This is a genomic window from Anabaena sp. CA = ATCC 33047 (genome assembly GCF_963870205.1).
Lineage (GTDB): Bacteria > Cyanobacteriota > Cyanobacteriia > Cyanobacteriales > Nostocaceae > Trichormus.
The window spans coordinates 55,365-80,487 of sequence record NZ_CAWMSA010000073.1; the positions used below are offsets into that span (position 1 = coordinate 55,365).

The 25,123-nt window shown below is 42.7% G+C and carries 22 protein-coding genes; 6 read left to right on the top strand and 16 right to left on the bottom strand.

Features of this window, described 5'->3' with window-relative positions:
* Positions 1-86 precede the first annotated feature (86 nt).
* Positions 87-806: a lipoate--protein ligase family protein gene (locus AACS98_RS21590; RefSeq protein WP_066383897.1), complete on the top strand. Its 720-nt coding sequence runs from the start codon at positions 87-89 to the stop codon at positions 804-806.
* A 249-nt stretch (positions 807-1,055) separates the two neighbouring features.
* Here AACS98_RS21590 and AACS98_RS21595 read toward each other — a convergent pair whose 3' ends face one another.
* The 16 genes from AACS98_RS21595 to AACS98_RS21670 form a co-directional block, all read right to left on the bottom strand.
* Positions 1,056-1,670 (bottom strand): HD domain-containing protein, encoded by a 615-nt coding sequence (locus AACS98_RS21595; RefSeq protein WP_066383899.1) that lies wholly within the window; start codon positions 1,668-1,670, stop codon positions 1,056-1,058.
* 86 nt (positions 1,671-1,756) lie between these two features.
* Complete coding sequence (locus AACS98_RS21600; RefSeq protein WP_339373732.1) at positions 1,757-2,173, bottom strand: DUF5615 family PIN-like protein; 417 nt, start codon at positions 2,171-2,173, stop codon at positions 1,757-1,759.
* Positions 2,160-2,486 carry a DUF433 domain-containing protein gene (locus AACS98_RS21605; RefSeq protein WP_066383903.1) on the bottom strand — a complete coding sequence of 109 codons (327 nt, stop codon included), beginning with the start codon at positions 2,484-2,486 and terminating at the stop codon, positions 2,160-2,162. The genes AACS98_RS21600 and AACS98_RS21605 overlap by 14 nt, the downstream gene beginning before the upstream one ends.
* Before the next feature lie 94 nt (positions 2,487-2,580).
* The gene (locus tag AACS98_RS21610; protein ID WP_066383905.1) at positions 2,581-5,208 is read right to left on the bottom strand and encodes a protein kinase domain-containing protein; all 2,628 of its coding nucleotides are present in this window, start codon (positions 5,206-5,208) and stop codon (positions 2,581-2,583) included.
* Between the two features lie 102 nt (positions 5,209-5,310).
* Positions 5,311-5,583, bottom strand: a complete 273-nt coding sequence (locus AACS98_RS21615; protein WP_066383907.1) for a type II toxin-antitoxin system RelE family toxin — start codon at positions 5,581-5,583, stop codon at positions 5,311-5,313.
* The gene (locus AACS98_RS21620) at positions 5,570-5,782 is read right to left on the bottom strand and encodes a hypothetical protein (protein WP_066383910.1); all 213 of its coding nucleotides are present in this window, start codon (positions 5,780-5,782) and stop codon (positions 5,570-5,572) included. Before AACS98_RS21620 ends, AACS98_RS21615 begins: the two co-directional genes overlap by 14 nt.
* A gap of 270 nt (positions 5,783-6,052) precedes the next feature.
* On the bottom strand, positions 6,053-7,249 hold the full coding sequence (locus AACS98_RS21625) for a site-2 protease family protein (protein WP_066383914.1): 1,197 nt from the start codon (positions 7,247-7,249) through the stop codon (positions 6,053-6,055).
* A 469-nt stretch (positions 7,250-7,718) separates the two neighbouring features.
* Positions 7,719-9,245, bottom strand: coding sequence for a ferredoxin:protochlorophyllide reductase (ATP-dependent) subunit B (gene bchB, locus AACS98_RS21630; RefSeq protein ID WP_066383917.1), 1,527 nt, complete (start codon positions 9,243-9,245; stop codon positions 7,719-7,721).
* A 231-nt stretch (positions 9,246-9,476) separates the two neighbouring features.
* Positions 9,477-9,824: a hypothetical protein gene (locus AACS98_RS21635; protein ID WP_066383918.1), complete on the bottom strand. Its 348-nt coding sequence runs from the start codon at positions 9,822-9,824 to the stop codon at positions 9,477-9,479.
* 290 nt (positions 9,825-10,114) lie between these two features.
* Positions 10,115-12,094 carry a primary-amine oxidase gene (locus AACS98_RS21640; RefSeq protein ID WP_066383920.1) on the bottom strand — a complete coding sequence of 660 codons (1,980 nt, stop codon included), beginning with the start codon at positions 12,092-12,094 and terminating at the stop codon, positions 10,115-10,117.
* A 591-nt stretch (positions 12,095-12,685) separates the two neighbouring features.
* Positions 12,686-13,210 carry a tetratricopeptide repeat protein gene (locus tag AACS98_RS21645; protein WP_066383922.1) on the bottom strand — a complete coding sequence of 175 codons (525 nt, stop codon included), beginning with the start codon at positions 13,208-13,210 and terminating at the stop codon, positions 12,686-12,688.
* A gap of 148 nt (positions 13,211-13,358) precedes the next feature.
* The gene (locus tag AACS98_RS21650) at positions 13,359-14,186 is read right to left on the bottom strand and encodes a transporter substrate-binding domain-containing protein (protein ID WP_066383924.1); all 828 of its coding nucleotides are present in this window, start codon (positions 14,184-14,186) and stop codon (positions 13,359-13,361) included.
* A gap of 12 nt (positions 14,187-14,198) precedes the next feature.
* A complete protein-coding gene (gene rplT, locus AACS98_RS21655) occupies positions 14,199-14,555 on the bottom strand; it encodes a 50S ribosomal protein L20 (RefSeq protein ID WP_066383930.1) in 357 nt (118 codons plus the stop codon).
* 26 nt (positions 14,556-14,581) lie between these two features.
* A complete protein-coding gene (gene rpmI / locus AACS98_RS21660) occupies positions 14,582-14,779 on the bottom strand; it encodes a 50S ribosomal protein L35 (protein WP_066383932.1) in 198 nt (65 codons plus the stop codon).
* An 87-nt stretch (positions 14,780-14,866) separates the two neighbouring features.
* Positions 14,867-16,111 carry a hypothetical protein gene (locus AACS98_RS21665; protein ID WP_066383933.1) on the bottom strand — a complete coding sequence of 415 codons (1,245 nt, stop codon included), beginning with the start codon at positions 16,109-16,111 and terminating at the stop codon, positions 14,867-14,869.
* A 201-nt stretch (positions 16,112-16,312) separates the two neighbouring features.
* Positions 16,313-16,624: an RNA recognition motif domain-containing protein gene (locus tag AACS98_RS21670; RefSeq protein WP_066383934.1), complete on the bottom strand. Its 312-nt coding sequence runs from the start codon at positions 16,622-16,624 to the stop codon at positions 16,313-16,315.
* Positions 16,625-17,706: 1,082 nt separating this feature from the next.
* Here AACS98_RS21670 and topA point away from each other — a divergent pair.
* The 5 genes from topA (at position 17,707) to AACS98_RS21695 (ending at position 25,026) form a co-directional block, all read left to right on the top strand.
* A complete protein-coding gene (gene topA, locus AACS98_RS21675) occupies positions 17,707-20,340 on the top strand; it encodes a type I DNA topoisomerase (protein ID WP_066383935.1) in 2,634 nt (877 codons plus the stop codon).
* A gap of 315 nt (positions 20,341-20,655) precedes the next feature.
* On the top strand, positions 20,656-20,793 hold the full coding sequence (locus AACS98_RS21680; RefSeq protein ID WP_197480108.1) for a hypothetical protein: 138 nt from the start codon (positions 20,656-20,658) through the stop codon (positions 20,791-20,793).
* 19 nt (positions 20,794-20,812) lie between these two features.
* Entirely contained in the window at positions 20,813-21,262 is a 450-nt protein-coding gene (gene aroQ / locus AACS98_RS21685; protein ID WP_066383937.1) for a type II 3-dehydroquinate dehydratase, read from the top strand.
* A gap of 57 nt (positions 21,263-21,319) precedes the next feature.
* Positions 21,320-22,258 (top strand): hypothetical protein, encoded by a 939-nt coding sequence (locus AACS98_RS21690; RefSeq protein WP_066383940.1) that lies wholly within the window; start codon positions 21,320-21,322, stop codon positions 22,256-22,258.
* Positions 22,259-22,389: 131 nt separating this feature from the next.
* On the top strand, positions 22,390-25,026 hold the full coding sequence (locus AACS98_RS21695) for an HD family phosphohydrolase (protein WP_066383943.1): 2,637 nt from the start codon (positions 22,390-22,392) through the stop codon (positions 25,024-25,026).
* The last annotated feature ends 97 nt before the right edge of the window (positions 25,027-25,123 follow it).

Consider the following 25,123-nt stretch of genomic DNA (forward strand, 5'->3'; position numbering starts at 1 on the left):
TGGGGGCTGGGGGGGTTAGGTTTGAGAGACTTTGAAGTTAACAATCATACTTTTCAAATATTCTCTTAAGTAATTCCCAATTCTCAATGGCTAACAAGCAGGTTTGGCGACTAATTCCTTTATTAGCAGCGTCTGGTAGTGTGCAGATGGCAATTGACCAATGGTTGCTAACACAGCACCTATCAGGAAAACAACCTTCAACACTAAGATTTTACACTTGGTCGCCACCTGCGATTTCTCTAGGTTATCATCAACGACAACATCCGCAACATTGGGAAAACCTCACCTGGAAAAATCACACATTAGATTTAGTGCGTCGTCCTACAGGTGGTAGGGCAGTGTTACACCAAGGAGATTTAACTTATACTGTTGTTACCTCTGGATTAATGGGAAATCGGTTGCAAACTTATCAAAAGATTTGTGAATTTTTGCTGCAAGGATGGCGAGCGATCGGCGTAAAATTAGATTATGGTACAGCCGGACGTGGCTACATTCATAACCCCAACTGCTTCGGGACAGCTACAGGTGCAGATTTAGTCTTACCAAATGGAGCTAAATTAATAGGTAGCGCACAATTAAGACGAGGTGGCGCAATTTTGCAACATGGTTCTATGCGATTGCAACCAGATGCAGAATTATTTACTCAAGTATTTGGTGGGGAGACTTTTCAACCTGTGCAGTTACCGCCAAATTTGACTGTAGACCAGATTATCACAGCTTTGACAGCTGCGGCGAGGGATTGTTTTGACATAGAGATGGAAATACAACCCCTATGTCTATCAGAGTGGGATGATATTTTAAGTTAATAGTAAGTTTGATGACCTCTCCCCAACCCCTCTCCGACGCGGAGAGGGGCTTAAATATCTTCGGTTTCGACAAATAATCCGGCTTTTAAAGCCTCTCTCCTTGTAGGGGAGAGGTTTGGAGAGGGGTTTTTCAATCTGTAAGCTAGTGGGCAATATCAAAATCAAATATAAAAGTCCCTCTGCGCCTCTGCGTGACCATAATTCATCCCTTAAATCAACACCACAAAACTGTGCATTACCAAACCACGCCTAATCTTCAGCCTTCAGAACAGGTGTTTCCTGCAAATAACCAGCCGCCACACAGTCATCAATCAATTGCAACACAAACGGCCAAAGTTCCGGCGCACCTGTTTCTACTGGTGCTACCCGTTTCATCACCTGATCTCGCCTAATTCCGTGAATGCGCCAAGTACCTCCCTGCGTTTGTTGATTATGCAGTAAAGGTTGGATGCGGTCTAAAGCGGCGGCGAATTTAGCTGTGGGTGTTTCTCCCGCTTCAAACTCATTCCACAGTTGATGAAATTCTTCCCCCTGTTCTGGTGGTAACAGTCCAAACAGACGCAATGCGGCTTGTGCTTCCTTATGTGCTTTACTTTCGTTACCCTGCACATCGTAACAGAAGGTATCCCCGGCATCAATTTCTACCAAGTCATGAATCAATAGCATCTTGATAGCGCGGAAGATATCAACCCCATCTGGAGCATATTCTGACAGAGTAAATGCCATAATTGCCAAATGCCAAGAATGTTCCGCGCTATTTTCTTGACGCGAACCGTCTGTTAGTAAGGTTTGGCGCAGTATTAGCTTCAGGCGGTCAATTTCGATGATGAATTGGATTTGTTGAGTCAGGCGGTTAATGGACACGGGGATTTTACAAGAATTACTTTACTCAGCTTAACGGTTTCGCCAGTGTTAAGTAAGTCAACCAAATAAAATTAAAACCTTGATGCTTATTTTGGGTATTCTTGAATAATAAAAACTTGTTTGCTGGATTTAGGCTGGTTCTGCTTTTTGACACGAATCAGGCGATTTTGCAGTGTCACCGCAGAAGCATGACCTTGTGACTTTAGATTTTGCAGGTAGGCGTGCAGAGTTTGAGTTTGCCCTATATAGTCTCTATCAGTTTTACAGATAATGATGCCGTTGTGAGAAATACCGCTACGATGTAGGGCGATAAAGTCGTCACGATTGAGGGTGATGACAACTCGCTCGTTTTGCATCGCAAAGGTAAGAACTTCCTCATCAGGGATACCTTGATTTGCTTGTCCTGCTTCATAGGAAGTCAGGACATCGTAACCTAACTGGCGCAGTTCTCTGACTATATCCATTGGAAAGTTCTCATTAGAGTAGAGCTTAATCATCCTCATCCTTAGTGAACTTGATAATTGCTCGGTCTAATACTTCCCGGTGCTGTTCATAATAAGTCCATGCGGCTGTGAGTTCATCACTTGTGAGAGTAGGATAGTTTCGCAGTAACTCTTCCTCATCTGCTCCCTGTTGGCGAAAAGCCACCAGCGTCCATACAGGGATGCGCGTATTGCGAATGCGTGGCTGTCCACCGCAGACACCAGATGTAATTTGAATTGGCTTGTTACTGAGTTGTTCTTGTAAAAAGATACGCTCTTCTGGGGTAAGGGATTCGATTATCTGTACCAGTGAATCAAGCAATCGCGTGTTCATAAGCTACTTCCTACTCATGACACTTTATTTAAAGTTTTATGTTTGAGAATTGTTTGCCAGTCCTACTTACTATTTTGACGCTGTGATTGCACTATTAGCTGCGTCGCCAAATTTTGATATTTCCGCTATAGTCTCCAGCAGCAAGCCAACCACCAACAGGGCTAAAGGCGAGGGATTGAACTGAATCAAAATGACTGAGGGTGCGAATTTCTTCCCCTGTTGCCATTGACCACAGTTTGATAGTGTTGTCCCAACTACCACTAGCGAGAATTTGCTCATCACTACTGATAGCTAGGCAATTAACCCTGCTAGAATGACCAGTCAGGGTGCGAATTTCTTTTCCCGTTGCCATTGACCACAGTTTGATAGTATCGTCCCAACTACCACTAGCGAGAATTTGACCATCACTACTGATAGCTAGGGAATTAACCGAGCCAGAATGACCAGTCAGGGTGCAAATTTCTTCCCCTGTTGCCATTGACCACAGTTTGATACTTTTGTCGCCACTACCACTAGCCAAGATTTGCCCATCACTACTGATAGCTAGGGAATTAACCGAGTCAGAATGACCAACCAGGGTGCAAATTTCTTCCCCTGTTGCCATTGACCACAGTTTGATAGTATCGTCCCAGCTACCACTAGCGAGAATTTGCCCATCACTACTGATGGCTAGGGAATAAATCGAGCCAGAATGACCAGCCAGGGTCCAAATTTCTTCTCCTGTTGCCATTGACCACAGTTTGATAGTTTTATCCCAACTACCACTAGCGAGAATTTGCCCATTACTACTGATGGCTAGGCAATCAACCCTGCTAGAATGACCAGTCAAGGTGCAAATTTCTTTTCCTGTGGTTATTGACCACAGTTTGATAATTGGGTCGTAACTGTAACTACAACTAGCGAAAATTTGCCCATCGCTACTGATGGCTAGGGAATCAATCGAGTCAGAATTACCAGCCAGAGTGCAAATATCTTCTCCTGTTGCCATTGACCACAGTTTGATAGTGTCGTCCCAACTACCACTAGCGAGAATTTGGTCATCACTACTGATGGCTAGGGAAGAAATCGAGTCAGAATTACCAGCCAGAGTGCGAATTTCTTGTCCTGTTGCCATTGACCACAGTTTGATAGTGCTGTCGTCACTACCACTGGCGAGAATTTGCCCATCACTACTGATGACTAGGGAATAAACCGAGCCAGAATGACCACTCAGGGTGCGAATTTCTTGTCCTGTGGCTATTGACCACAGTTTGATAGTGCTGTCGTCACTACCACTGGCGAGAATTTGCCCATCACTACTGATGACTAGGGAATAAACCGAGCCAGAATGACCACTCAGGGTGCGAATTTCTTGTCCTGTAGCCATTGACCACAGTTTGATAGTTGTGTCGTCACTACCACTAGCGAGAATTTGCCCATCACTACTGATGACTAGGGAATAAACCGAGCCAGAATGACCACTCAGGGTGCGAATTTCTTGTCCTGTAGCTATTGACCAGAGTTTGATAGTTGTGTCCTCACTACCACTAGCGAGAATTTGCCCATCACTACTGATGGCTAGGGAATGAACCGAGCTAAAATGACCAGTCAGGATACGAATTTTTTTTCCTGTGGCTATTGACCAGAGTTTGATAATTGGGTCTTCACTACCACTGGCGAGAATTTGCCCATCACTACTGATAGCTAGGGAATAAACCGAGTTAGAATGACCACTCAGGGTGCGGATAAGTTTACCTGTAGTTGATGAAAACAAGTGAATAACCCTACCAGCCGCACTTGCTAATATTTCTTTTTTGGAATCAAAAGCTATGATTCCAGAAATACCTGGAACAATTTGGACGCATTCCCAAGATACAGGTGTGTAAACAGGAGGTGTAACTGGTTTTGTTGGCGGTATGAAGCTTACACCCAGCAAATCTAACCACTCTTGCACCGACTGGGGACGAAACTTGTAATTTAGTGCCATCCCCTTCATAATCGCCTCATTCACCCTGTTGCTCACACTGGGATTAAAATCTTTTGGTGGTTGCAGGGTAAAATTTTGTAGTCTGGCTGGTGCTGGCATTGGTAACTCTCCAGTCAGCAAAGAATATAAGGTGGCGGCTAAGGCGTAAACATCTATATATTCTCCCCGTTCTTCTACTGGTGCATACTGTTCTGGTGGCGCGTAACCGGGAGTAAAACTTTGTGTATGCTGTAAAACTGCACCAGATATAAATTGTCTAGCAAGACCAAAATCAATCAGTACGGCTTCTGGTTTACCTGCACGCATCATGATGTTACTTGGCTTTAAATCCCGATGCAGCAAGCCTTTTTCGTGAACCAGTGTCAAAGCATCGCCAATTTGCCTAATATATCCGAGTGCTTCTGCTTCTGATAATGCTCCTTTTTCGGTGATCTGCTTACCTAAATCTTCTCCTGCAATGTACTCCATCGCCATACATGGTAAGTCACCCTCATCAAAAACGTTTTCGACTTCTACGATGTGGGGATGGCGACATAAGGCTAGGCGTAATGCTTCTTCTTTAAAGTCTTGCTTGAGTTTACTTTGATGCCCTATCCAAGCAGGATGATTAAGTATTGCTTCACGCAGGGTTTTAATTACCCGCAATTTACCCTGTCGATTTTTCGCCAGGTAAGTAATACCAATTCCTCCTTCACCTAGCTTTTTCTCAATTATGTAGCGATCGCCAAATAACTGCTGCCCTGGATTCCACACCATAAATAAAAACCGTAGTTTCCTTGGTATCTATTTTCGCATAAGCAGAACTTGGTTTTATTGCTAGCTATTCTAGACGATAAAAATTCAACTTAGCACAGCTGATCAAGGGAAAATTCTATAAATATCTTTACGATGTGCGACTCGTTGACAAATCAAGGTTTGTGTTTCCTTGTCAACAGCAATACCTATTCTGTAATCGCCTACACGAATTTTATATTTATCTTCGTAGCCCTTCATTTTTTGCAAATAGCCCAAATCAAAGGGATTCTCTGACTCTAGTTCTTGAAAGACAATAGGTTCAATTCTGGCTTGAACATCTTCTGGTAAATCTGCTAATTCCTTCAAAAACTTTTTAGTGTATTCAACTTGCCACATTCTTTTTCTTTAAAGATTGGTAATACTTCCATGCTTCATCTTTATCAAGGCGTTCCTCATTGTCTGACTCTTCCATTAGCTTGCTCAAACCGTAGTTTTCTAGAATTTCTTCAATTTTTTCAAAGTCAGCTATAGAAATTTGTACAGCAATAGGTTGCTGATTTTCATCCATGACGTAATTTTTGCTGATTTCTAGCATTTGTCTAACATCAAATTTATGGTTGTTTACAAGTCTTATTTACTATTTTGATGCAGTTATTCTAAAACTACTACGGTGGGTGTTCTACACTATTCTCAATAAGCATAAGGCGATGCACTGCCAGCAACATAAAACTCAGGGTCTTAGCAACTTGCAAGCAATGCCCACCCTAGTGCAAAATGTTAAAATACACGCTGATAAACACTGATAACACTGGCTAATTATCTGCGTTTATCTGCGTGCATCGGCGTTGAAAAATTCCCATCAAAATCAATTCACAGTAGACTTAGCAATTACGCCCAATTGCAACCCAGGCGGATAACTACCTTCTTCTTTGATGCGCTTAATTTCGTCCTCGGTCATCCGCAAGCCTAACTTCTGCGCTAATCCTTTAACTATATCTCCTCTGTCAATTACCCCAGCCACAGCACCCGCAGGTGTGAGTACGGTAATACGTGGTAAGTTGTCATTTTCTAACTGGTTGATGACTTCTGCTATGGATGTTGATTCTGCTACTGTGGGTATCTCTGTCAGGGGATGCACTATACTGTGGAGTGTTTGCGTTTCCCATTCGCTTCTTTCGACTAAGCGTAAATCTTCAATGGCTACCATTCCCCGATAACGTCCATCGGAAGCTGCAAAATAAACTTCTGGGGCTGTTGTCTCTAACAGGTAAGCATCCGCAAAACTACGTAAGGTTTGGTCTGCATCGATGACGCGAAAATCACGAGTCATTACATCGGTGGCTGTGACTTTGAGTAAGGTTTCTTGTAATGTGGTAACACGGTCGTAGCTGTTGGCGTTACGAATTGCAAACCAACCTAACAATGCTATCCACAATCCAGTGACTAACTCTCTAGTAAAGTAGTCTACCGCAAATCCCAAGGCGATCGCACCATATCCTAAAAGTTGTCCTGCCTTTGCCGCCCAGTGTACCGCTTGAAAGCGATTTCCGGTAATTTGCCAGAGTGCAGCTTTTAAAACTTGTCCTCCATCTAAAGGTAGCCCTGGTATCAAGTTAAACAAGGCAACAACTAAGTTAATTCTCGCCAAGTCTCCCACCATCATACTAATTGGGCTACTATCAGGAACTACATTATTCCCTAATCGCAGTAACAAAAACAACCCAATACTCACCAACGGCCCCGCAATGGCGACTTGAAACGCTTTACCCGGTGTTTTTGATTCTTCTTCTATGGCTGCGATACCACCAAACAAAAATAGGGTAATCGAATTAACTTTAATTCCTTGCGATCGCGCCGCTAAACTATGACCCAATTCATGCAATAATACCGAGGCAAACAGCAACAGTGCCATGATTAACCCTGCACTCCAAGCTGTGACAGTTCCCAATTCTTGGTAAGCTACGCCAAAATTGAGAGTCGCTAATCCCAAAATTAAAAACCATAAAGGGTCTAAAAATAGCGGAATACCAAATAAAGACCCGATTTTCCAATTTGTTTGCATTACAACGCCCTGAACCTAAAGATTTTCAGCAGACATACCACACAGGTATGTGTGTTTTACATACAAATTTTTTATTGAATAGATAGATAAAAGCGCGGTTGCTGCTTGATCTACCCTAGATCCTAGAATAGACAATCAAATCGACTTCAGCCTTTAAAAAACAGAAAAATATAAACTGAGATTGATAAAGATTTCAAGTTATACGGGACTTACCCAACTGCCATAGTATTTTAAGCTCGTAGTAAGGACTTTAGTCCTGATTTTTTGGGCGTAGCGTCTTTAGGAGAGGACTAAAGTCCTCACTACAAACCCTTCTTACGCTCTTCTTTGCGCCTACTCTGCGAGATCCGCTTGCGGTATGCGCCTTCCCTGCGGTTCCGCTTTAGCGGTATGCGCGAAACAAAAAATTAATGTAGAGACGTTTCATGAAACGTCTCTACAATTCCCCCTTGGGGTTAGGTTTTATCCTCTAAGCACCCACAGCTTCCTTCGCTGCATAAAGTACCTCAGCACTGATATCTTTAATACCGCGATCGCGTGCAAATTTTTCGGTGTTTCGCTTCACTTTCCCACGCACAAAACCAGGAATTTTATTTAATTCTGCTAAACCATCTTTTGTCCAATTTAAATCAGATTCGGCAGATATTCCCTTAGTAATTACTTCTTTGGTATCATGTCCGCCAAAGATTTCTAACAAATGATCTTCCATTCCTAAAGTAAAGGAATTGTAGATTAAATCTGTAATTTGATTTGTACCTTCATAACCTAAAAATGGTTTATAACCAATAGGGAAATTCTGCACATGGATAGGTGCAGCTATGACACCACAAGGTATATTCAACCGCTTGCCGATGTGGCGTTCCATTTGCGTACCGAAAATAGCCGCAGGTTCTACGCGAGCGATCGCATCCCCAATCGTACCATGATCATCACTAATCAGCACTTCGTCGCAGTATTCGCTTACCTGTTCCCGAAACCAGTCAGCATCATATTTACAGTATGTTCCTGCCCACACTACATGAATCCCCATTTCCCGTGATAAAATCTTAGTCATGGCGGCGGCGTGGGTATTATCGCCAAATACCACCGCTTTTTTACCAGTTAAGTTTTGACAGTCAATGGAACGGGAGAACCAAGCAGCCTGAGATACATACAGGGTTTGCTCGTTGATATACTCTTCGTAATCAACGTTAGCACCTTGGGCGTTGATTATCTCCTGAATTTTGCGGATACATCTGGCAGTTTCTACAACACCCATTGGGGCAATGTCTACGTAAGGTGTACCGAATTCTGCTTGTAGATAATTAGCCGCCATTAAGCCTAGTTCCCGGTACGGTACAAGGTTAAACCAAGCTTTGGGTAAATTTTTCAATTCGTGAACTGACGCACCTTCAGGAATAACGGCGTTGACTTCAATTCCTAAGTCAGCCATCAACCTTTTGAGTTCAGTACAGTCGTGGTTGTTGTGGAAACCAAGGGTAGAAATACCGATGATGTTAACTGAGGGCTTTTCGGTTTTGTTGGTGGGGAGTTCGCCTTTTTTACGGGCTTTCTCAATGTAGAATTGTACAATTTGGTGTAGGGTGCGATCGCCTGCTTGCAATTCGTTAACCCGATAATGGTTAACATCCGCCAGCATTACGTCACCTTTCGCTTCTAACTGCGCCCTTTCGACAAAGTTGTGCAAGTCTTCTTGCAAAATGCTAGAGGTGCAGGTGGGTGTTAATACAATTAAGTCTGGGTGTTCTTCTGCGTCTTTGCGGGTGATGTTATCAACTACTTTTTCTTGAGAACCACGCGCTAAAACGTTGCGGTCAACTACACTAGCTGTAACTGGCGTAAAGTCCCTTTCTCGCGATAGCATGGAGCGCATGACGTTAAAGTAATCATCGCCCAGGGGTGCGTGCATTATTGCATGAACGTTTTTGAATGAGCTAGCAATTCGCAGTGTACCAATATGGGCTGGGCCTGCATACATCCAGTAAGCTAGTTTCATTAATATTCTCCCGCGTTATTTTAAATAACTGGTCTATAAGGGCTTGATTACTTCTTTGATTTTGATTGATTTTGTCTTTAAAACCAGTTGATGGTTTTTAATTTACATGATTCTTAAAGTTCTGCAATTTTTTGTTATCTGTTTTTGTAGGTATTAATTACTTTTATAAGATTTTTAAACGCAAAGGGGCGCGGAGGTAAACGCAAAGGGGCGCGGAGGTTTTTTTGGGTGTTAAGGTTTTTTGCAATCTTGATTTTCTGTGTCTGGGTAAGCTAGGCAATAATCTTGTTTGATTTGTTCCAGAAGTTGTTCGTATTTTTGTTTATTTGTTTCGATGTCTTTAATTAATGTTTGGGCTTGGGTTAATGTGTTATTACATTCTTCTGGAAATTTCTCAAGTCCTAGTTGTTTGAGTTTTACGTTGCATTCTTTGAGTTTGGTGTTTACTTGGGTAAATTCTGCTGTTTTTTGTTTATCTTGTTTGACGAGTAATTCACCTTGTTTTAAGTTATCTTCTAGTCGCTGTTTCGCTTGTTGTCTCTGTCTTTCTGTAAAGATATCTCTGACGACAGATGACACTGAGAAAATAGCCAGCAGGATGGAGATTATCAGAAGTAGATGGGTTTGGTTTAAGGATTTGATTCTCATACTTTCAGGAAATGCTGCTGATTTATTTTTCCCAAATTTTCAGAAGAAAATCGCTAAAATTGTCATCTTAATCAGAATTTAATTTAATTTTAACTGGATGCGAGTTTTTGTAGGGTGGGCATTGCTGGCAATTTACTCGCAACCTTAGTTTTACATTGTTGGCAATGCCCACCTTTCACTAATTGAGAATGATGCCAGATATAGCTATATTTATCTCTCAGCTATTCTGGTAAATTCAGCGCAGGGTTACGACTAAAAAATCCTCTCGGACTTAGTTTAAATCCTAGTTTATGAACTGGCATTACTGGCCAGTCTTCTGGTTTAGGGACATGAGTAATACCCATTGTGTACCATACCACAATATCCTCATTAGTCAATGATTCATTGTCAGCAGTATATTTTGGTAAACCTTCTCCCGGTGCGGTTTGATTGGGATAGTTACCACCTGCATATAATTCATTAGGTTGATATTTTGTCACCCAAAAATGATGAGTTGCAAAACCAGCTTTCTGGCGAATTTTTGCGCCTTCTACTGGAAACAATATTGTATTACTTCCAGGCATTAACATATATGCAGGTGCAGCACCTAAATTATTTTTTTTGTCTGCACTCGTTATCATCCATTCTCGACTATGTTTGATATCTGCATCCCTTACTGCCGCTTTTTCTGTTTTTAAGGGGGTATCTTCTACGATAATGGCATTTCCTACAGGGTTATTTTTACCCATTGGTAAGCTGTTTACGTTCATTTCCATGACAGAATTAGCTTGTCCATCAACATCAAAATCTAAGCGGTAGTTGAAAAAGTGTTGATGATTTACGCCAAAGGTGTTTTTTGCTATCATCCGTCCATAGGAATTGTTAAATGTCTCTTGTTCCTCAGTCGTTCCTTGTGCTAAAACAATCCCCGTTAAGTCGTTTTCTACTTCTATTGTCCCGTCTTGATGAAATATCCAATTAGTGGTGTAATCATAGTTGTCTATTGCCGCAGTCATGGTGATGACTAATTCTCGGTTACGGCGGACATCATTACGTTGGGTGTTATATTCGTAGTGCTTCCAGAGTATACCGCGATCGCGCTCGTAAATACCCACTACTCCCGGCATTGTATAAGGTTCGCCTTCTTCATTGGCAAACACAGCATCAAGTAATACGCCATTTTCAGGAACTTCTTTCCCTAATTCCATTGTGTTGGCTAGTAACCCTAGATTATATTCCCCGACATCAAAGGCGTTTCTAAATGACCAAGTGGGGTTAGGATCACCATAAGGTACTACCATCTCCGATAAACTGGCACGGTATAATACAGGACGCTGTTTTTCACCGTCTTGATAGCTGACTTGATATAACACCAACCCGCTACGGGGGTGCATCATATAGCGAAATTTCCAACCTTGCCAAGTTATCTCATTACCTTTAATTTGGAAAGTCTTACCATTCGGTTGCAGAATTTTTAACAGTTTTGGTGGTGACAACAGTTTACCTAACGACTGTAAATCATAGTTCCAATTCGTTTTAGATATGGGAACTATGCCGTTATCCATAAAACTGCTGACTGTGTTTGTATTTAAATTAACTGTGGCTAATACACCCTCTATGGGACTGCCGTAATAATTCCAGCCGCCTCTATAAAATAATAAAGTCCGACAAATGCGGCTACCTGCTGCGGCTTCTTCTTGGCTTAAAATTCCTGCCGCCCAGCAACTAATCTGCACTTGGTTAAAATCTGTAATTCCCCGCTTTTTCATCGCTGCTTGCCATCGAGGATCAGACTTGACAACCTGCCTTGCTATCTCGTATTCTGAAGCCATGATTGCAGGTTGTACTTTGGGGATTTCCTGCCAAGATGTGATTTGTTGCGTTTTCAGGTCAACAACACCTTCATAGGTTTTATTTTGCGATCGCTCATACACTACCAAAAAAGCTTGACGCTGATATGGTTGCCCAGGTGTAAATTTTAACACCTCGTTTTTATCTGGTTCGGCTAACGCAATTAGGGGAAAACCAGCCACATCACTCAAAGGCTTTTCTTTTCTAATTACCGCTACAGCCGTTTTAATTTCCGCCTCTGTTAATGCTGTAAGGGGATGTGTTATTTTTGGCTGTTGTGCGGTAACTGTCCCCATTAATTTCAGTGAGAGAACAAACCCGACAATAATACTAATGGCTAAACAACAAAATAGCCTAATTCGCTTATTCATGTTTCAGCAGTTTGGAAATTGATTGTTATTTATTTCCAAAAATCAGACAAAAAACCGCATTAAAGCACAATTAAATCCCCGACTTTTTCAAAAAATCGGGGATGTATCAGCGTTCAAGTATTCTGTTCGTAGTAAGGACTTTAGTCCTTACAGTGGTGTTGAACGAGAGTGAAGCGTTCAAGTATTCTGTTCGTAGTAAGGACTTTAGTCCTTACAGTGGTGTTGAACGAGAGTGAGCAGAAAAATAATTAAACGCAGATAAACGCAGATAAACGCAGATAATAATGTGTTTTATTCGGTTCAATCTGCTATATCTTGTTAGTTTGGAGAGGACTAAAGTCCTTACTACAAACAATTTCTACGTTATCTTGTTAGCGTAGTATCGCTTGGAGAGGACTAAAGTCCTCACTACAAACAATTTCTACGTTATCTTGTTAGCGTAGTATCGCTTGGAGAGGACTAAAGTCCTTACTACAAACAATTTCTACGTTATCTTGTTAGCGTAGTATCGCTTGGAGAGGACTAAAGTCCTCTGGTGCGGACGCTACGCGTAGCTTGCTTCCCCGGAGGGGTACACTACAAACTTTGATGTTAAGCAACTACCAAACGCCGCAAAGACTCAGCACGACGTTTTGCTGTGGCGTTATTCGGTTGAAATTTTAGGGCTTCTTCGTACATTTGTAACGCCTGAGCATTCAATTTTTTACGCTCGTAAGCATGACCCAGATTATTGAGTGCTACTACATAATCTGGTTTCAATTTTAGAGCTTCTTTGTACTGACGAATCGCTAAATCATATTGCTCTTGAGCAAAATAAGCGTAACCTAAACCATTGTAAATAGGAGCAGTATTTTCTTCTCCTTCTTCTTCGGCAGCTTTCAGGGCTTTTTGAAACAACGGTAAAGCCTGGCTAAACACTTTTTTCTCAGAATAAATACAAGCTAGTTCGTAGTATTCTTGTACTGTACCCTTCTCTTTAGTCAATTTGTTGCGTAAGCGCGATAAAGCACTCTCACGTTTGCGAGTTTTGAACAGTTGGCGAAAAACAGTCACAACTGTAAATGCTAGTAAACCCACCAACACAGAGAGATAAACAACCGCTAGACTGTTATCCATTGCCTTCAAATCAAAATATTAAACTTGCTTCTATATCTATTATCTGTTTTTTGTTGACTGTTGATTGTTGACTGTTGACTGTTGACTGTTGACTGTTGATTGTTGACTGTTGACTGGGGATAATGAATTTTGAATTTTGAATTTTGAATTAGGAGCGTAGCGACGCGACTAACCCCCAATATTCGATCCGTTCTTTTAACCAGCCTTTGGCGATATAGCTGGCGATCGCTTCGTTGACTTTCCGCCTCATCTCATCGTACTGTAATCCTTTGGGCATGACTACAGATAAGGGTGCTGTTGATAATTTTGTCGGTAATATCCGATACTGGTTATTTTCTCTCACCCAACCACTCAATACGCTAGCATCTGCGGCAAACCCTACTACAGCTTGGTTTTCTATCTTATCTTGCGCTTCTGCGTAAGAACTCACCCCTACTAATTTCGCTTCGGGGATGTAATAACGAATATCAGCAATTGTACTAGAATGGTTTAAGATAGCTATTTTCTGACGTTTCAAATCACTCAACTGTTTGATTGAGTCGTTGTTGGTGACTATGACAGTACCATCATAATAATAGGGAACACTAAAACTCACTAAGCGTGAGCGTGATTCGGTGGCTGTGACTCTGGCGATCGCCATATCTACTTGATGATTGTAAACTAAGGGTAAGCGATCGCGATTCTTCACTGGTTGCAATTTTACAGCATCGGCTTTCCCCAACAAATCCGCCGCTAAACGCTGTGCCAAGTCAATCTCTAAGCCTTGCAGTTTGCCGCTTGCATCCTGAAATCCCAAAGGCGGCAAGTTATCTTTAACTGCAACAATTATATAACCCCGTCGTTGAATTTCTGGCATTTCTGCGGCAGATGCAGTCAAGCCTGTTGGGAAAAACACGCAGAAAAGGCAAATTATGGTAACGGACAATACCAGATGTAACCGACTAATTTTTTGCCATCTGTTACATCTGTTATTCATCCTTGTTCACCTTTAACCTTTAGCTTGTATTGCCATTTCAGCAACTTTGCTGAAGCCAGCCGGATCGAGAACTGCTAACTGTGCCAACATTTTACGGTTGAGTTGAATGTTAGCTTTTTTCAGACTGCCCATCAACTGACTGTAGCTTAAACCATGTTGTCTAGCAGCAGCGTTGATGCGGGTAATCCACAGGCGGCGAAAATCGCGCTTTTTCTTTTTGCGATCGCGGTAAGCACTGCGTAGTGCTTTCATTACCTGTTGGTTGGCGGTTCTAAACAGAGTCGAGTGAGAACCACGGAAACCTTTAGCTAGTTTAAGGATTTTATTGCGGCGTTTACGAGCAACGTTACCGCGTTTTACACGGGTCATATTCTATTCCTAAAGAGTCTACTATTTTACAAATAAGGCAGCATCAAGCGGACATTTTCTTCGTCGCGTTCGTTCACGACTGCCATTTTAGACAAGCCACGCTTTTTGTTGGTGGTTTTGTGTTCTAAAAGGTGGTTTTTGAAAGCTTTGCGACGGACGATTTTACCGCTACCAGTGGCGCGGAACCGTTTCGCGGCGGCTTTGCGTGTTTTCAGTTTAGGCATGGATTGACTTTAATTCGACACAATCCCTCATTATATACTAATCAAACAAGTTTGAAACTAAAAGCTAAACGCAATGGACTGCTAAACTTAACCTACAAATCTGGGATCTAAGACAATTCGATCACCTATTTGATTGATATGATAAGTCCAAAATTGATTCTGCACTCTGACAATGACTTCCCAGCCTGAGATGGGGTTGTATTCCTTGGTGCAAATTTCCCCAAAGTTGAACTCACAAGGATTACCGAAAGTTTTGGCTGTGATGTTGGTAATTTCTACTTGTCGTTGAGATAAGCCAGAACGTTTGATGGCATCATCCAAAATATTATTAGCGATCGCTTTGGGTAGTGTATTTTTTCCCTCTGTCATCGCTTTGGGATCTAAAACCAGTCGAGAAGCAGTTTCACTAGCGTGATAAGTCCAAAATTGATTCCGCACCCTGACTGTGACTTCCCAGCCTTCAATGGGTTGATATTCCTCAGTACACACTTCTCCAAATGCAAATACACAGGAATTAGCAAAGGTGTTGCGGCTAACGCCAGTGATTTCTACTTCAGGTATGGTGACATCAAAACGCCTAGCTGCATCAACGAGAATATTACTAGCGATCGTTCTAGGTAGTGTATGATTTCCCTGTTGACTGACTTTGGGATCTAGAACGATTTTAGAACCGAAGCGGTCTACGTAATAAACCCAGACACGATTCCGCACCCTAACCTCTACTTCCCAGCCTAAAATGGGGTTATATATTTGTGGGCAAATTTCCTCAAAGTTCAACTCACAGGAATTACTAAAAGTTCTGGGTTTGGCTGAGATCATTTCTACTTCTCGTCTTGAGACACCAGAACGTCTACTAGCATCCCTCACAACATTATTGGCGATCGCTTCGGGTAGGGTATTTCCCTCTACACTCACTTGAGGATCTAACAGGATTTGGGAACCAGATTGATTGACATGATATGTCCATGATTGATTCCGTACCTGTACAATCACTTCCCAGCCTTCAATCGGTCGATATTCCCTAGTGCAAACCTCGCCAAAGTTAAATATACAAGAATTAGCAAAGGTTTTGCCTGTAGCTTGAGAAATGGTAATATTGCTAATTGCTACCCCTGAACGCTGTGATGCGTCCCTAACTATAGCATTGGCAATGTTGCGCGGTAAGCGATTCTGGGAGCGTTGCGCTAATTGTATAATTTCTGGTGTAGGAGATGCCATCGCTGTATTTTTGCCAGCCACATCAAACCCAGATAATACTAGACTTGTGAATGCCAGACCAAAAACCCAGCCTTTCTTACTCACCAAAGGCAATCTTTGATTTCTCGATTTCATCGTAACTTCTGATCAGATATGTATCGTCTTCATAGAGTTGACGGTCACAATTCTCAATAAGTTTTACAATACCTGTTAAGAATTTGGTATTTAGAAATCATCAAGTATTTTACCGACAAATCCAAAAAGCGGTTCAGTAAATGACCGAACCGCCAGTTATGGGATAAGTTATTTTTGTTAAAGGTTGAATTTTCTCAAGACTTAATATTGTCGTGAGTATCCACCATTATTTTTTCCCCAACCACCACCGCCTGCACGAGTGCCTTTCTCTTCCCGTGGACGAGCTTTATTAACTTTCATTACACGACCCATCCATTCAGCACCGTCCAAAGCTTGGATAGCAGCATCTTCAGCAGCTGAAGTTTCCATTTCAACGAAACCAAAGCCACGAGCGCGTCCAGTTTCCCTGTCTGTAGGTAACTGAACACGCTTAACTTCTCCGTACTCGGAAAATACTTTAGTGAGGTCGTCTTGAGTGACGCTGTAGGATAGGTTCCCTACGTAGATTGACATGAAACTCTCCAGAATCCATTGGGGCAGAGATGTTGATCCGGAGAGCCGCTTGCAATTATGACTAACAACAAGATACGTATCGCCGAACTTAACTTCTCCTATTATATTTTAGCACAACTTCATGGTTCGTAAAGTCTCATTTTAAATATTTGGTTTCATGTATGGTAGAATACGGGGTTTTATGACTATAGATAAATCAATTTGGCACAGCTAAATCATCTGTGTCAAGACTCCTATTCACCCTGCAAATAGCCTCCCATGCTGAATTAGTAGCAGGAGGAATCAGCAAAAGGTGACTCGCTCCCGTGCGGCAAAGCAGTTATTTTTAATAAGTAAATTGCCTCGATATCAATGGGATTGTCAATCTGTAAAAGGGTATATTCTACCCAACTATCTAAATTCACTTGCTGGTAATTGTTCACAGATGCGGGTGCAGTTAATACCCTGAATTAACACCCGTTGCGGTGCGGCCTTTGTCTATGTTCTTGACCATTGAGATGGCGATGGTTTTGGGGTGGACTTTGCTGTATTCGTTAGCACTCCCTGAATGAGAATTGGGGGATTCTGGCTACGCTAATGCTAAGGTTGGGGATAAGTAAAAACACCACTACGCTTTTTCTGGCAAATTTGATTTAATTTTGGCACAGACTGAGGAAACAAGGATTGGGGACAAATCAATTCACAATTTAAAATTCACGCATAGCCTGCGGCTGGGCTTGCGCCTAAAAAATTAATGAATTTTGGGGAAAGTCTTCTCGCCCTGCCTCCCCTGCCCCCCTACACCCCCAGATGCTGACAAAACTTATTCCTGTATTTGACTGGTGGGGTATCGTGAAAACAGTAGTCGCCAATTCTGCCTCTGATAAGTTAAAGATTAGAAATAGCTGAAAAATTCACATCCAGCGATGTTCTACCTTAACCTCTATCAAGGACTGCACCCAACATTGGCAGGATTTTCGCCTTATGAGTCAAGGTTTCATGAGGCTTAAACTACAGTAAGTACGATTTTCATCTTGACATTTCGCCAAAATTACATCAATTTGACTGTTTAGCTTCGCAGCTACTCTTTTTTTGAAATCTCCATGTCAACTCTCGTCATTGTCGAATCTCCAACTAAAGCTCGTACCATTCGCAACTACCTGCCAAAAAACTATCGGGTAGAAGCGTCGATGGGTCATGTGCGTGACCTACCCCAGTCGGCGAGTGAAATTCCTGCTGCTGTCAAAGGGGAAGCATGGGCGCAGCTTGGGGTAAATGTGGACGCAGACTTTGAACCTGTATATGTTGTACCTAAAGACAAAAAGAAAGTTGTCACCCAGCTTAAAGATGCTTTAAAGGAAGCAAATGAACTGATCCTGGCAACTGACGAAGACCGGGAAGGTGAAAGCATTAGTTGGCATTTATACCAGTTGCTCAAGCCGAAAGTGCCAACTAAGCGGATGGTGTTCCATGAGATCACCCAAGACGCGATCGCCAAGGCTTTGAAAAATTGCCGGAATATCGATGAGCAGCTAGTCCGCGCCCAGGAAACTCGCCGGATTTTAGACCGCTTAGTAGGCTATACCCTCTCCCCCCTCTTGTGGAAAAAAATCGCTTGGGGATTATCTGCCGGACGGGTGCAGTCTGTGGCTGTGCGGTTGTTAGTCAACAAAGAACGTCAGCGTCGGGCTTTCCGAGAAGGCACATACTGGGATTTAAAAGCCTACCTACAGCACAATAAAAGCCCATTTACCGCCCAGTTAGTCACCCTAGGAGGCACGAAAGTGGCAACGGGGGCGGATTTTGACCCATCCACCGGGCAAATCGCCGCCGGGCGCAATGTGGTGCTGTTGTCTGAGGAGCAGGCGATCGCCCTCAAGGAACGACTGACCGATAAACCCTGGACAGTTGCCGAAGTGGAAGAACGCCCCGTAACCCGCAAACCTGCGCCCCCGTTTACCACTTCCACCTTGCAGCAAGAATCAAACCGCAAACTGCGTCTGTCTGCACGGGATACTATGCGAATTGCTCAAAACTTGTATGAGCAAGGGTATATTACCTATATGCGTACAGACTCGGTGCATTTGTCAGAACAGGCGATCGCAGCTGCCCGTAGCTGTGTCGAACAACGCTATGGCAAAGAATACCTCAGTCCCCAACCCCGACAATACACCACCAAATCTAAAGGCGCGCAGGAAGCCCACGAAGCCATTCGTCCCGCCGGCAGCAGTTTCCGCACCCCCCAAGAAACCGGCTTAAGTGGTCGGGAATTAGCCCTGTATGACTTGATTTGGAAGCGTACCGTCGCCTGTCAAATGGCTGACTCCCGCCAAACCCAAATCACCGTCCAGTTAAAAGTTGAAGATGCTGGTTTCCGCGCTTCCGGGAAGCGGATCGACTTTCCTGGCTATCTCCGCGCCTACGTGGAAGGTTCTGATGACCCAGAAGCCGCATTAGAAGACCAGGAAGTAATTCTACCTAACTTGAAAGTTGGTAATCACCCCAATTGTCAAGATTTAGAAGCTATCGGTCACGAAACCCAACCCCCAGCCAGATACACCGAAGCTACCCTAGTTAAAACCCTAGAAAGTGAAGGTATCGGTCGTCCTAGTACCTACGCTAGCATTATCGGCACTATCCTCGATAAAGGTTACGCCCAACTGGTGAATAATGCCCTAATTCCTACCTTTACCGCCTTCGCCGTCACCGACTTGTTAGAAAAACATTTCCCCGATATCGTTGACCCTAGTTTCACCTCGAAAATGGAACAAACTTTGGATGATATCGCCGAAGGTGAAGCTAACTGGCTACCCTACCTACGGGATTTTTATTTAGGGGAGCAAGGTTTGGAAACCCTGGTTAAAGAACAAGAAAGCCAAATTGATCCGAATACAGCCAGAACTGTAGAACTAGAAAATTTAGCCGCTAAAATCCGTATTGGTAAATATGGGCCTTACATTGAAGTCGAAAATGGTGACGGTGTAGTTACCGCTTCCATTCCCAAAGATTTAACACCAGCCGACCTCAACCCTAAACAGGTAGAAGTCTTGCTAAGACAAAAAACCGCCGGCCCAGATCAACTAGGTCGTCATCCGGAAACGGGTGAACCGATTTACGTGAAAATTGGAGCTTATGGCCCTTATGTGCAGTTAGGGGACAAGACAGAGGAAAACCCCAAACCTAAGCAAGCATCTTTGCCCAAGGGTGTGACTCCCGAAACCATTACCCTAGAAACAGCCATTGGTTTGTTGTCACTCCCCCGGACTTTGGGAGTACATCCAGAAACAGGTTGTAAAATCCAAGCTAGTTTAGGACGTTTTGGCCCCTATGTTGTCCATGACCAAGGAAAAGCCGGTAAAGATTACCGTTCGTTAAAAGCTGGTGATGATGTCTTGACAATTTCCCTAGCCAGGGCTTTGGAATTGTTATCAGAACAGAAAAAAACCCGTGGTGCTAGCAGTAGTAAGTCGAAAGCGGCTTTACGGGAATTGGGTACTCATCCCGATGATGATGCACCAGTGAATATCTACGACGGCCCCTATGGCCCTTACATTAAGCACGGCAAGACTAACGTGGGGATACCAGAAGGTGTATCTGTGGAAGATGTCACCTTATCTCAAGCCTTGGAATTGCTAGCCGCTAAAGCCTCGACTAGCAAAACCCGCAAGTCAACTAAATCCACCACGACTAAATCCAAGTCCACGACAACCAGCAAGAAAAAAACGGCAAAGGCTTAGTTATGAGTCATTAGTCATTAGTCATTAGTCATTAGTCACTGCATATATTTTGATGTGATGGCTTTTAACTATTGGCTAATGTCCAATTCCTCATGCCCCCTGCCCATTGTCCATTGAATAATACAGTTCAATCAGTGGCGAATGTGATACTCTAAAAAGTAAGGCAGATCACAACACTAAATTTTTAAAATTGGTTTATGCCCAAAATACAAAAGTGTGTATCAGCCTGGTTGCCAGCCAGAGGTGCAACATTACGCCAGTTTCTGCGTAGCTGTTAATTAAAATTGAGGTAGTCTCTCAGGAGCAGTCAGTTTAATGGACTATATAGATAAGGTACTGGAAAAGCTAAAAGAATTGGCGCGTAAGCTGATTGAAGCCCTACTAGGGCCTGAAGTAGAGCCGGAACCAGAACTGATTCCGATCCCTGTAGATGAGCGATCGCGTCGTAGATAAGAGGCCGCAGGTGTAATAATTGACAGGAAAACATTTAAGTATTTTGGTGCTGCATGGGCCAAACCTAAATTTGCTGGGACAACGAGAACCAGGAGTTTATGGTTCTACTACCTTGGCAGAAATTAACTGTCTGTTAGAAGCAGCAGGAAAAAATTTACAAGCACAGGTTTTTCCTGTGCAGTCAAATCATGAAGGCGTGTTGGTGGATGCAATTCATGAGGCATTAGGAAAACATCAAGGAATTCTGATAAATGCCGGGGCTTATACTCATACGAGTGTGGCGTTAAGAGATGCGATCGCTGCTGTAAATATACCGACGGTAGAAGTGCATCTCAGTAACATTTACCGCAGAGAAGAGTTCCGCCATCATTCCTACATAGCCCCGGTAGTCATTGGTCAAATCAGTGGGTTTGGTGTACAAAGTTACCTGTTAGGTTTACAAGCTTTGGTGCATCATGTAACTCAGTAAAAAGTTAAAAGTAAAAAGGTAAAATAACTAACTTTTAACTTTTTACTTCTGGAGACTATGCGTTATTCACTTGTAAATCGGTTCCGAGGTGCTTTACTGGGCGGATTACTAGGGGAAACCTTAGCGCAGATGCACCAGGCAAACCAGCAGATTCATTCTGACTTGGCTCAAGCAGTAGTTCCCGGTGCTACGAGTTTAATTAAACTGGGCAAATTAGATATAGATAATTGGTTAGAGCTTTATCCACATAAATTTACGGATTTAAAGCCGAAAACAGTAATTTTCGCCTCAATTCCCATATCATTGTTTTTTCATGACAATCCAGTAAAACTACACCAAAATTTACTGAGACTGTCAAAATGGCATGACAATCTAGTGGTGAGGGATAGTATTCTAGCTATAGGGTATGCGATCGCGCAATCACTCACAGAAAAACTACAACCCCAAACCTTAATCCCACAAATCATTACCTTTATTGGCGAGACTCCTACCTCAATCCCACAAAACTTAATTAAATTACATAATTTGTTAGCAGCCTCAGCAGGGTTAGAAAGAGTACAAGCCGAGTTGGATAGAGAAGACAAGCTAATTCTGAGCGTTTCTCTGGCTTTTTACTACTTTCTCAGTACCTTAGAAGACTTTCGGTTAGCGGTTTCACGGGCTAATCCTGAGCATGGTAGCTGGCGACAAAAACCGAGGATTTTACATTCCCCAACTATCAGTGCTATCACTGGTGTTTTATCTGGAACTTATAACAGCAGTGTCAGTATTCCTGTCAATTGGAGAGTTGCACTGGTATCAGCAGATGCAACCACCGACGAACTGAGCCAAATTTCGCCAATGCTAGAATTGGCTGATGCACTGGCGGCTGTTTGGTCGGGAGTGTATGATCCTGCTCTCAATGCTCTAGAATCTCAAGCAGAAGAATGTGTTATGTCTGATGGACAAGCTTCACCTTGCGTTTATGCAGCTCCTCGCGTCATCCGGGCGCGTTGAGCATGGGTGAGAGTCACTGAACATTCACCCATAGCCTACGGCTAGGCTTACGCCTACAAAATTAGAGAATTGTGGGGAAACATCTCCCCTGCTCCCTCCGCTCCCCTGCTTCTTGTTTACGGCTAGAGGTAATGAAAAGACAGCTATTTTTTCAGTCTTTAAATCAGCAATTGAGCCATTGGCGGCGAAGGTATAAATTAATTAGCCGTAAAGGTAGATTTCTTGTGAGTGTACATGAAAAACGTCAAACCTCTAGGAACGCATCCCCAAAATTTGTCCTCAAAAATATACTCTTCAATTTATTAAAAAATAGTTACAATAGCGAACACCAAAAACGCAAAATAGACCTCAGAGCAATGACAAAATTGGGCAAAAATCAAAGTAGGATTGATGCAGTAGGTCTAGCCTGGGCACACGAAAAGCGTTCTTCGTTGATTTTAGCGATCGCAGTTGTATCACTGACTGGTGTAATAGGAAATAAATTATACAACCAACCCCAATTAAAAGTAGGAACTATTGCACCGCAGACAATTAACGCGCCTTATGCTGACACGATTGAAGATAAGACGCGAACCGCAGATAAACGCAAAAATGCCAGTAAAGCTTCCACACCAGTATTAATGATTGATGCGGAAATTACTGAAAATATCAATCAACAGTTACAAAAAATCCTAGATGAAGGTAACACCATTCGTAACATAGCTGGTTCTTTTCCGTTTTACGATGCTTCGGTGTTGTCTATACCTACCCAGCATTATCTACGCTCTTGCTCTGAGTCGGAATGGCAGGCGTTATTAACCTCTATTGAAAATACTGCTATCCAAAGACAAAATACAATCAATCAACCTGCTAGGAACAATAAATTTACCAGCAGTCAAAACAGTCAAAATCAGGGCAATCAAACCGTTAATATTGCTAGCAAAAGTGAGTTGACGCAAGCATTAGCCGAATTAGTAGCTTATCGCATCACCACTAGCGAGCAGAACTTATCCACACTTTTAGCTCGGATTACTCAAGCTCGTCAAGCATACAGCCAAGCCCATGCTCAACTACTCAGACTGAATACGATTACCACACAAACAGTCTACAATCAAACAGTCCTGCTGCAATTGCCAGATCATGAGTGGACAAAAACACAAGCAGGAATTCATCAAAGTGCAGAACGCATTCTTACCCAAGGTATTCCTTGGGGATTACCAGATAGTATTTTAAGAAATGCCGTCAGCTTACAAGTACAAGCTTTTGTACCTAAAAATGCGGAAGCTTTAGCCAGCAAAGTGTTGCTAGCCGTCTTAGAGCCTAATTTAAAAAAAGACGAAGAACAAAGCATAAAACAAGCGCAACAAGCCGCAGCTGATGTTACACCTGTGTTAATTAATGTCAAGCGAGGTCAGATCATTGTCAATAAGGGAGACAGGATTACACAACAGCATTTTGAAATACTAGAGCATTATCAACTGATTCGCCGAGAAAATAACTGGCTAGGGTTGCTGCAATTAGCAACTTTAGTGACGGGAGCAATTGGTACTTTTGTGTTGGTAGAAAGAAATATTAAATACCACTTGCGACAACGGGATCACTTATTAGTTTTACTATTAACCCTGAGTACCCCTGGAGTGCTGGCGATGGGTTTACCTTACACTACTTGGGGGGGTGTAGGGTTGCTGTTGGGTAGCTTTTATGGGCGTAGCTTGGGGGTGACAGTCATAGTATTACTGTTGCTGTTGTTACCAGTAAGCTTAGAAGTGAGTGCAATTACACTCTTAGCTGGTGCTGTGGGCGGAATTTTGGGTAGTTGTATTGCTCAAAGATTGCGATCGCGGGAAGAATTCGCGCTGTTGGGTGTAGCGATCGCCTTGACTCAAGGTGGTGTTTACTTAATTATGAAACTCCTGATTGGTGCCGCCTTTGGTTCAGCTTGGTATATTGTGCTGCAAGCAGCAGGATTATTAGTTTTATCTGGTTTGGCTTGGAGTATTGTGGCTTTAGGCTTGAGTCCCTATCTAGAAAAGTTATTTGATGTAGTTACCCCGATTCGGTTAGCAGAATTAGCAAATCCCAATCGTCCCTTACTCAAACGCCTAGCCACAGAAACACCAGGAACTTTTCAACACACATTATCAGTAGCCACCCTAGCGGAAGCGGCAGCGAAAAAATTAGGATGTAATGTGGAATTAGTCAGGGCTGGGACATTATATCATGATATCGGCAAAATGCACGACCCTTTAGGATTTATTGAGAATCAAATGGGCGGGCCGAACAAACACGAAACAGAGATACAAGATCCTTGGAAAAGTGCAGAAATCATCAAAAAGCACGTTAGCGAAGGCTTAGTCATGGCGCGGAAACACCGCTTACCAACAGCGATTCAAGCGTTTATTCCCGAACATCAGGGTACAATGCTGATAGCGTATTTTTATCATCAAGCGCAACAAATGGCGCAAGCAGACCCCAGCATTGAGGTAAATGAAGTTGATTTTCGGTATGATGGCCCGATTCCCCAATCACGGGAAACCGGGATTGTGATGTTAGCGGATGCTTGTGAAGCTGCACTGCGATCGCTCAAAGATGTGAATCCTGAGCAAGCTTTCACCATGCTCAATAATATTTTCCGTGCTAGATGGCAAGATAATCAACTGAGAGATTCAGGATTAACAAGGGAAGAAATGACACAAATCGCTGAAATCTTCGTAGAAGTTTGGCAACAATTCCATCATAAACGCATTGCTTACCCACAATTAAAAGCTAAGAATAAAGTTAATAGTTAATAGTCATTGGTCATTAGTTATTAGTCATTAGTCATTAGTTATTAGTCATTAGTCATTAGTTTTTCTTCCTCTGAACCCTCCGATTCCATTGTATTTC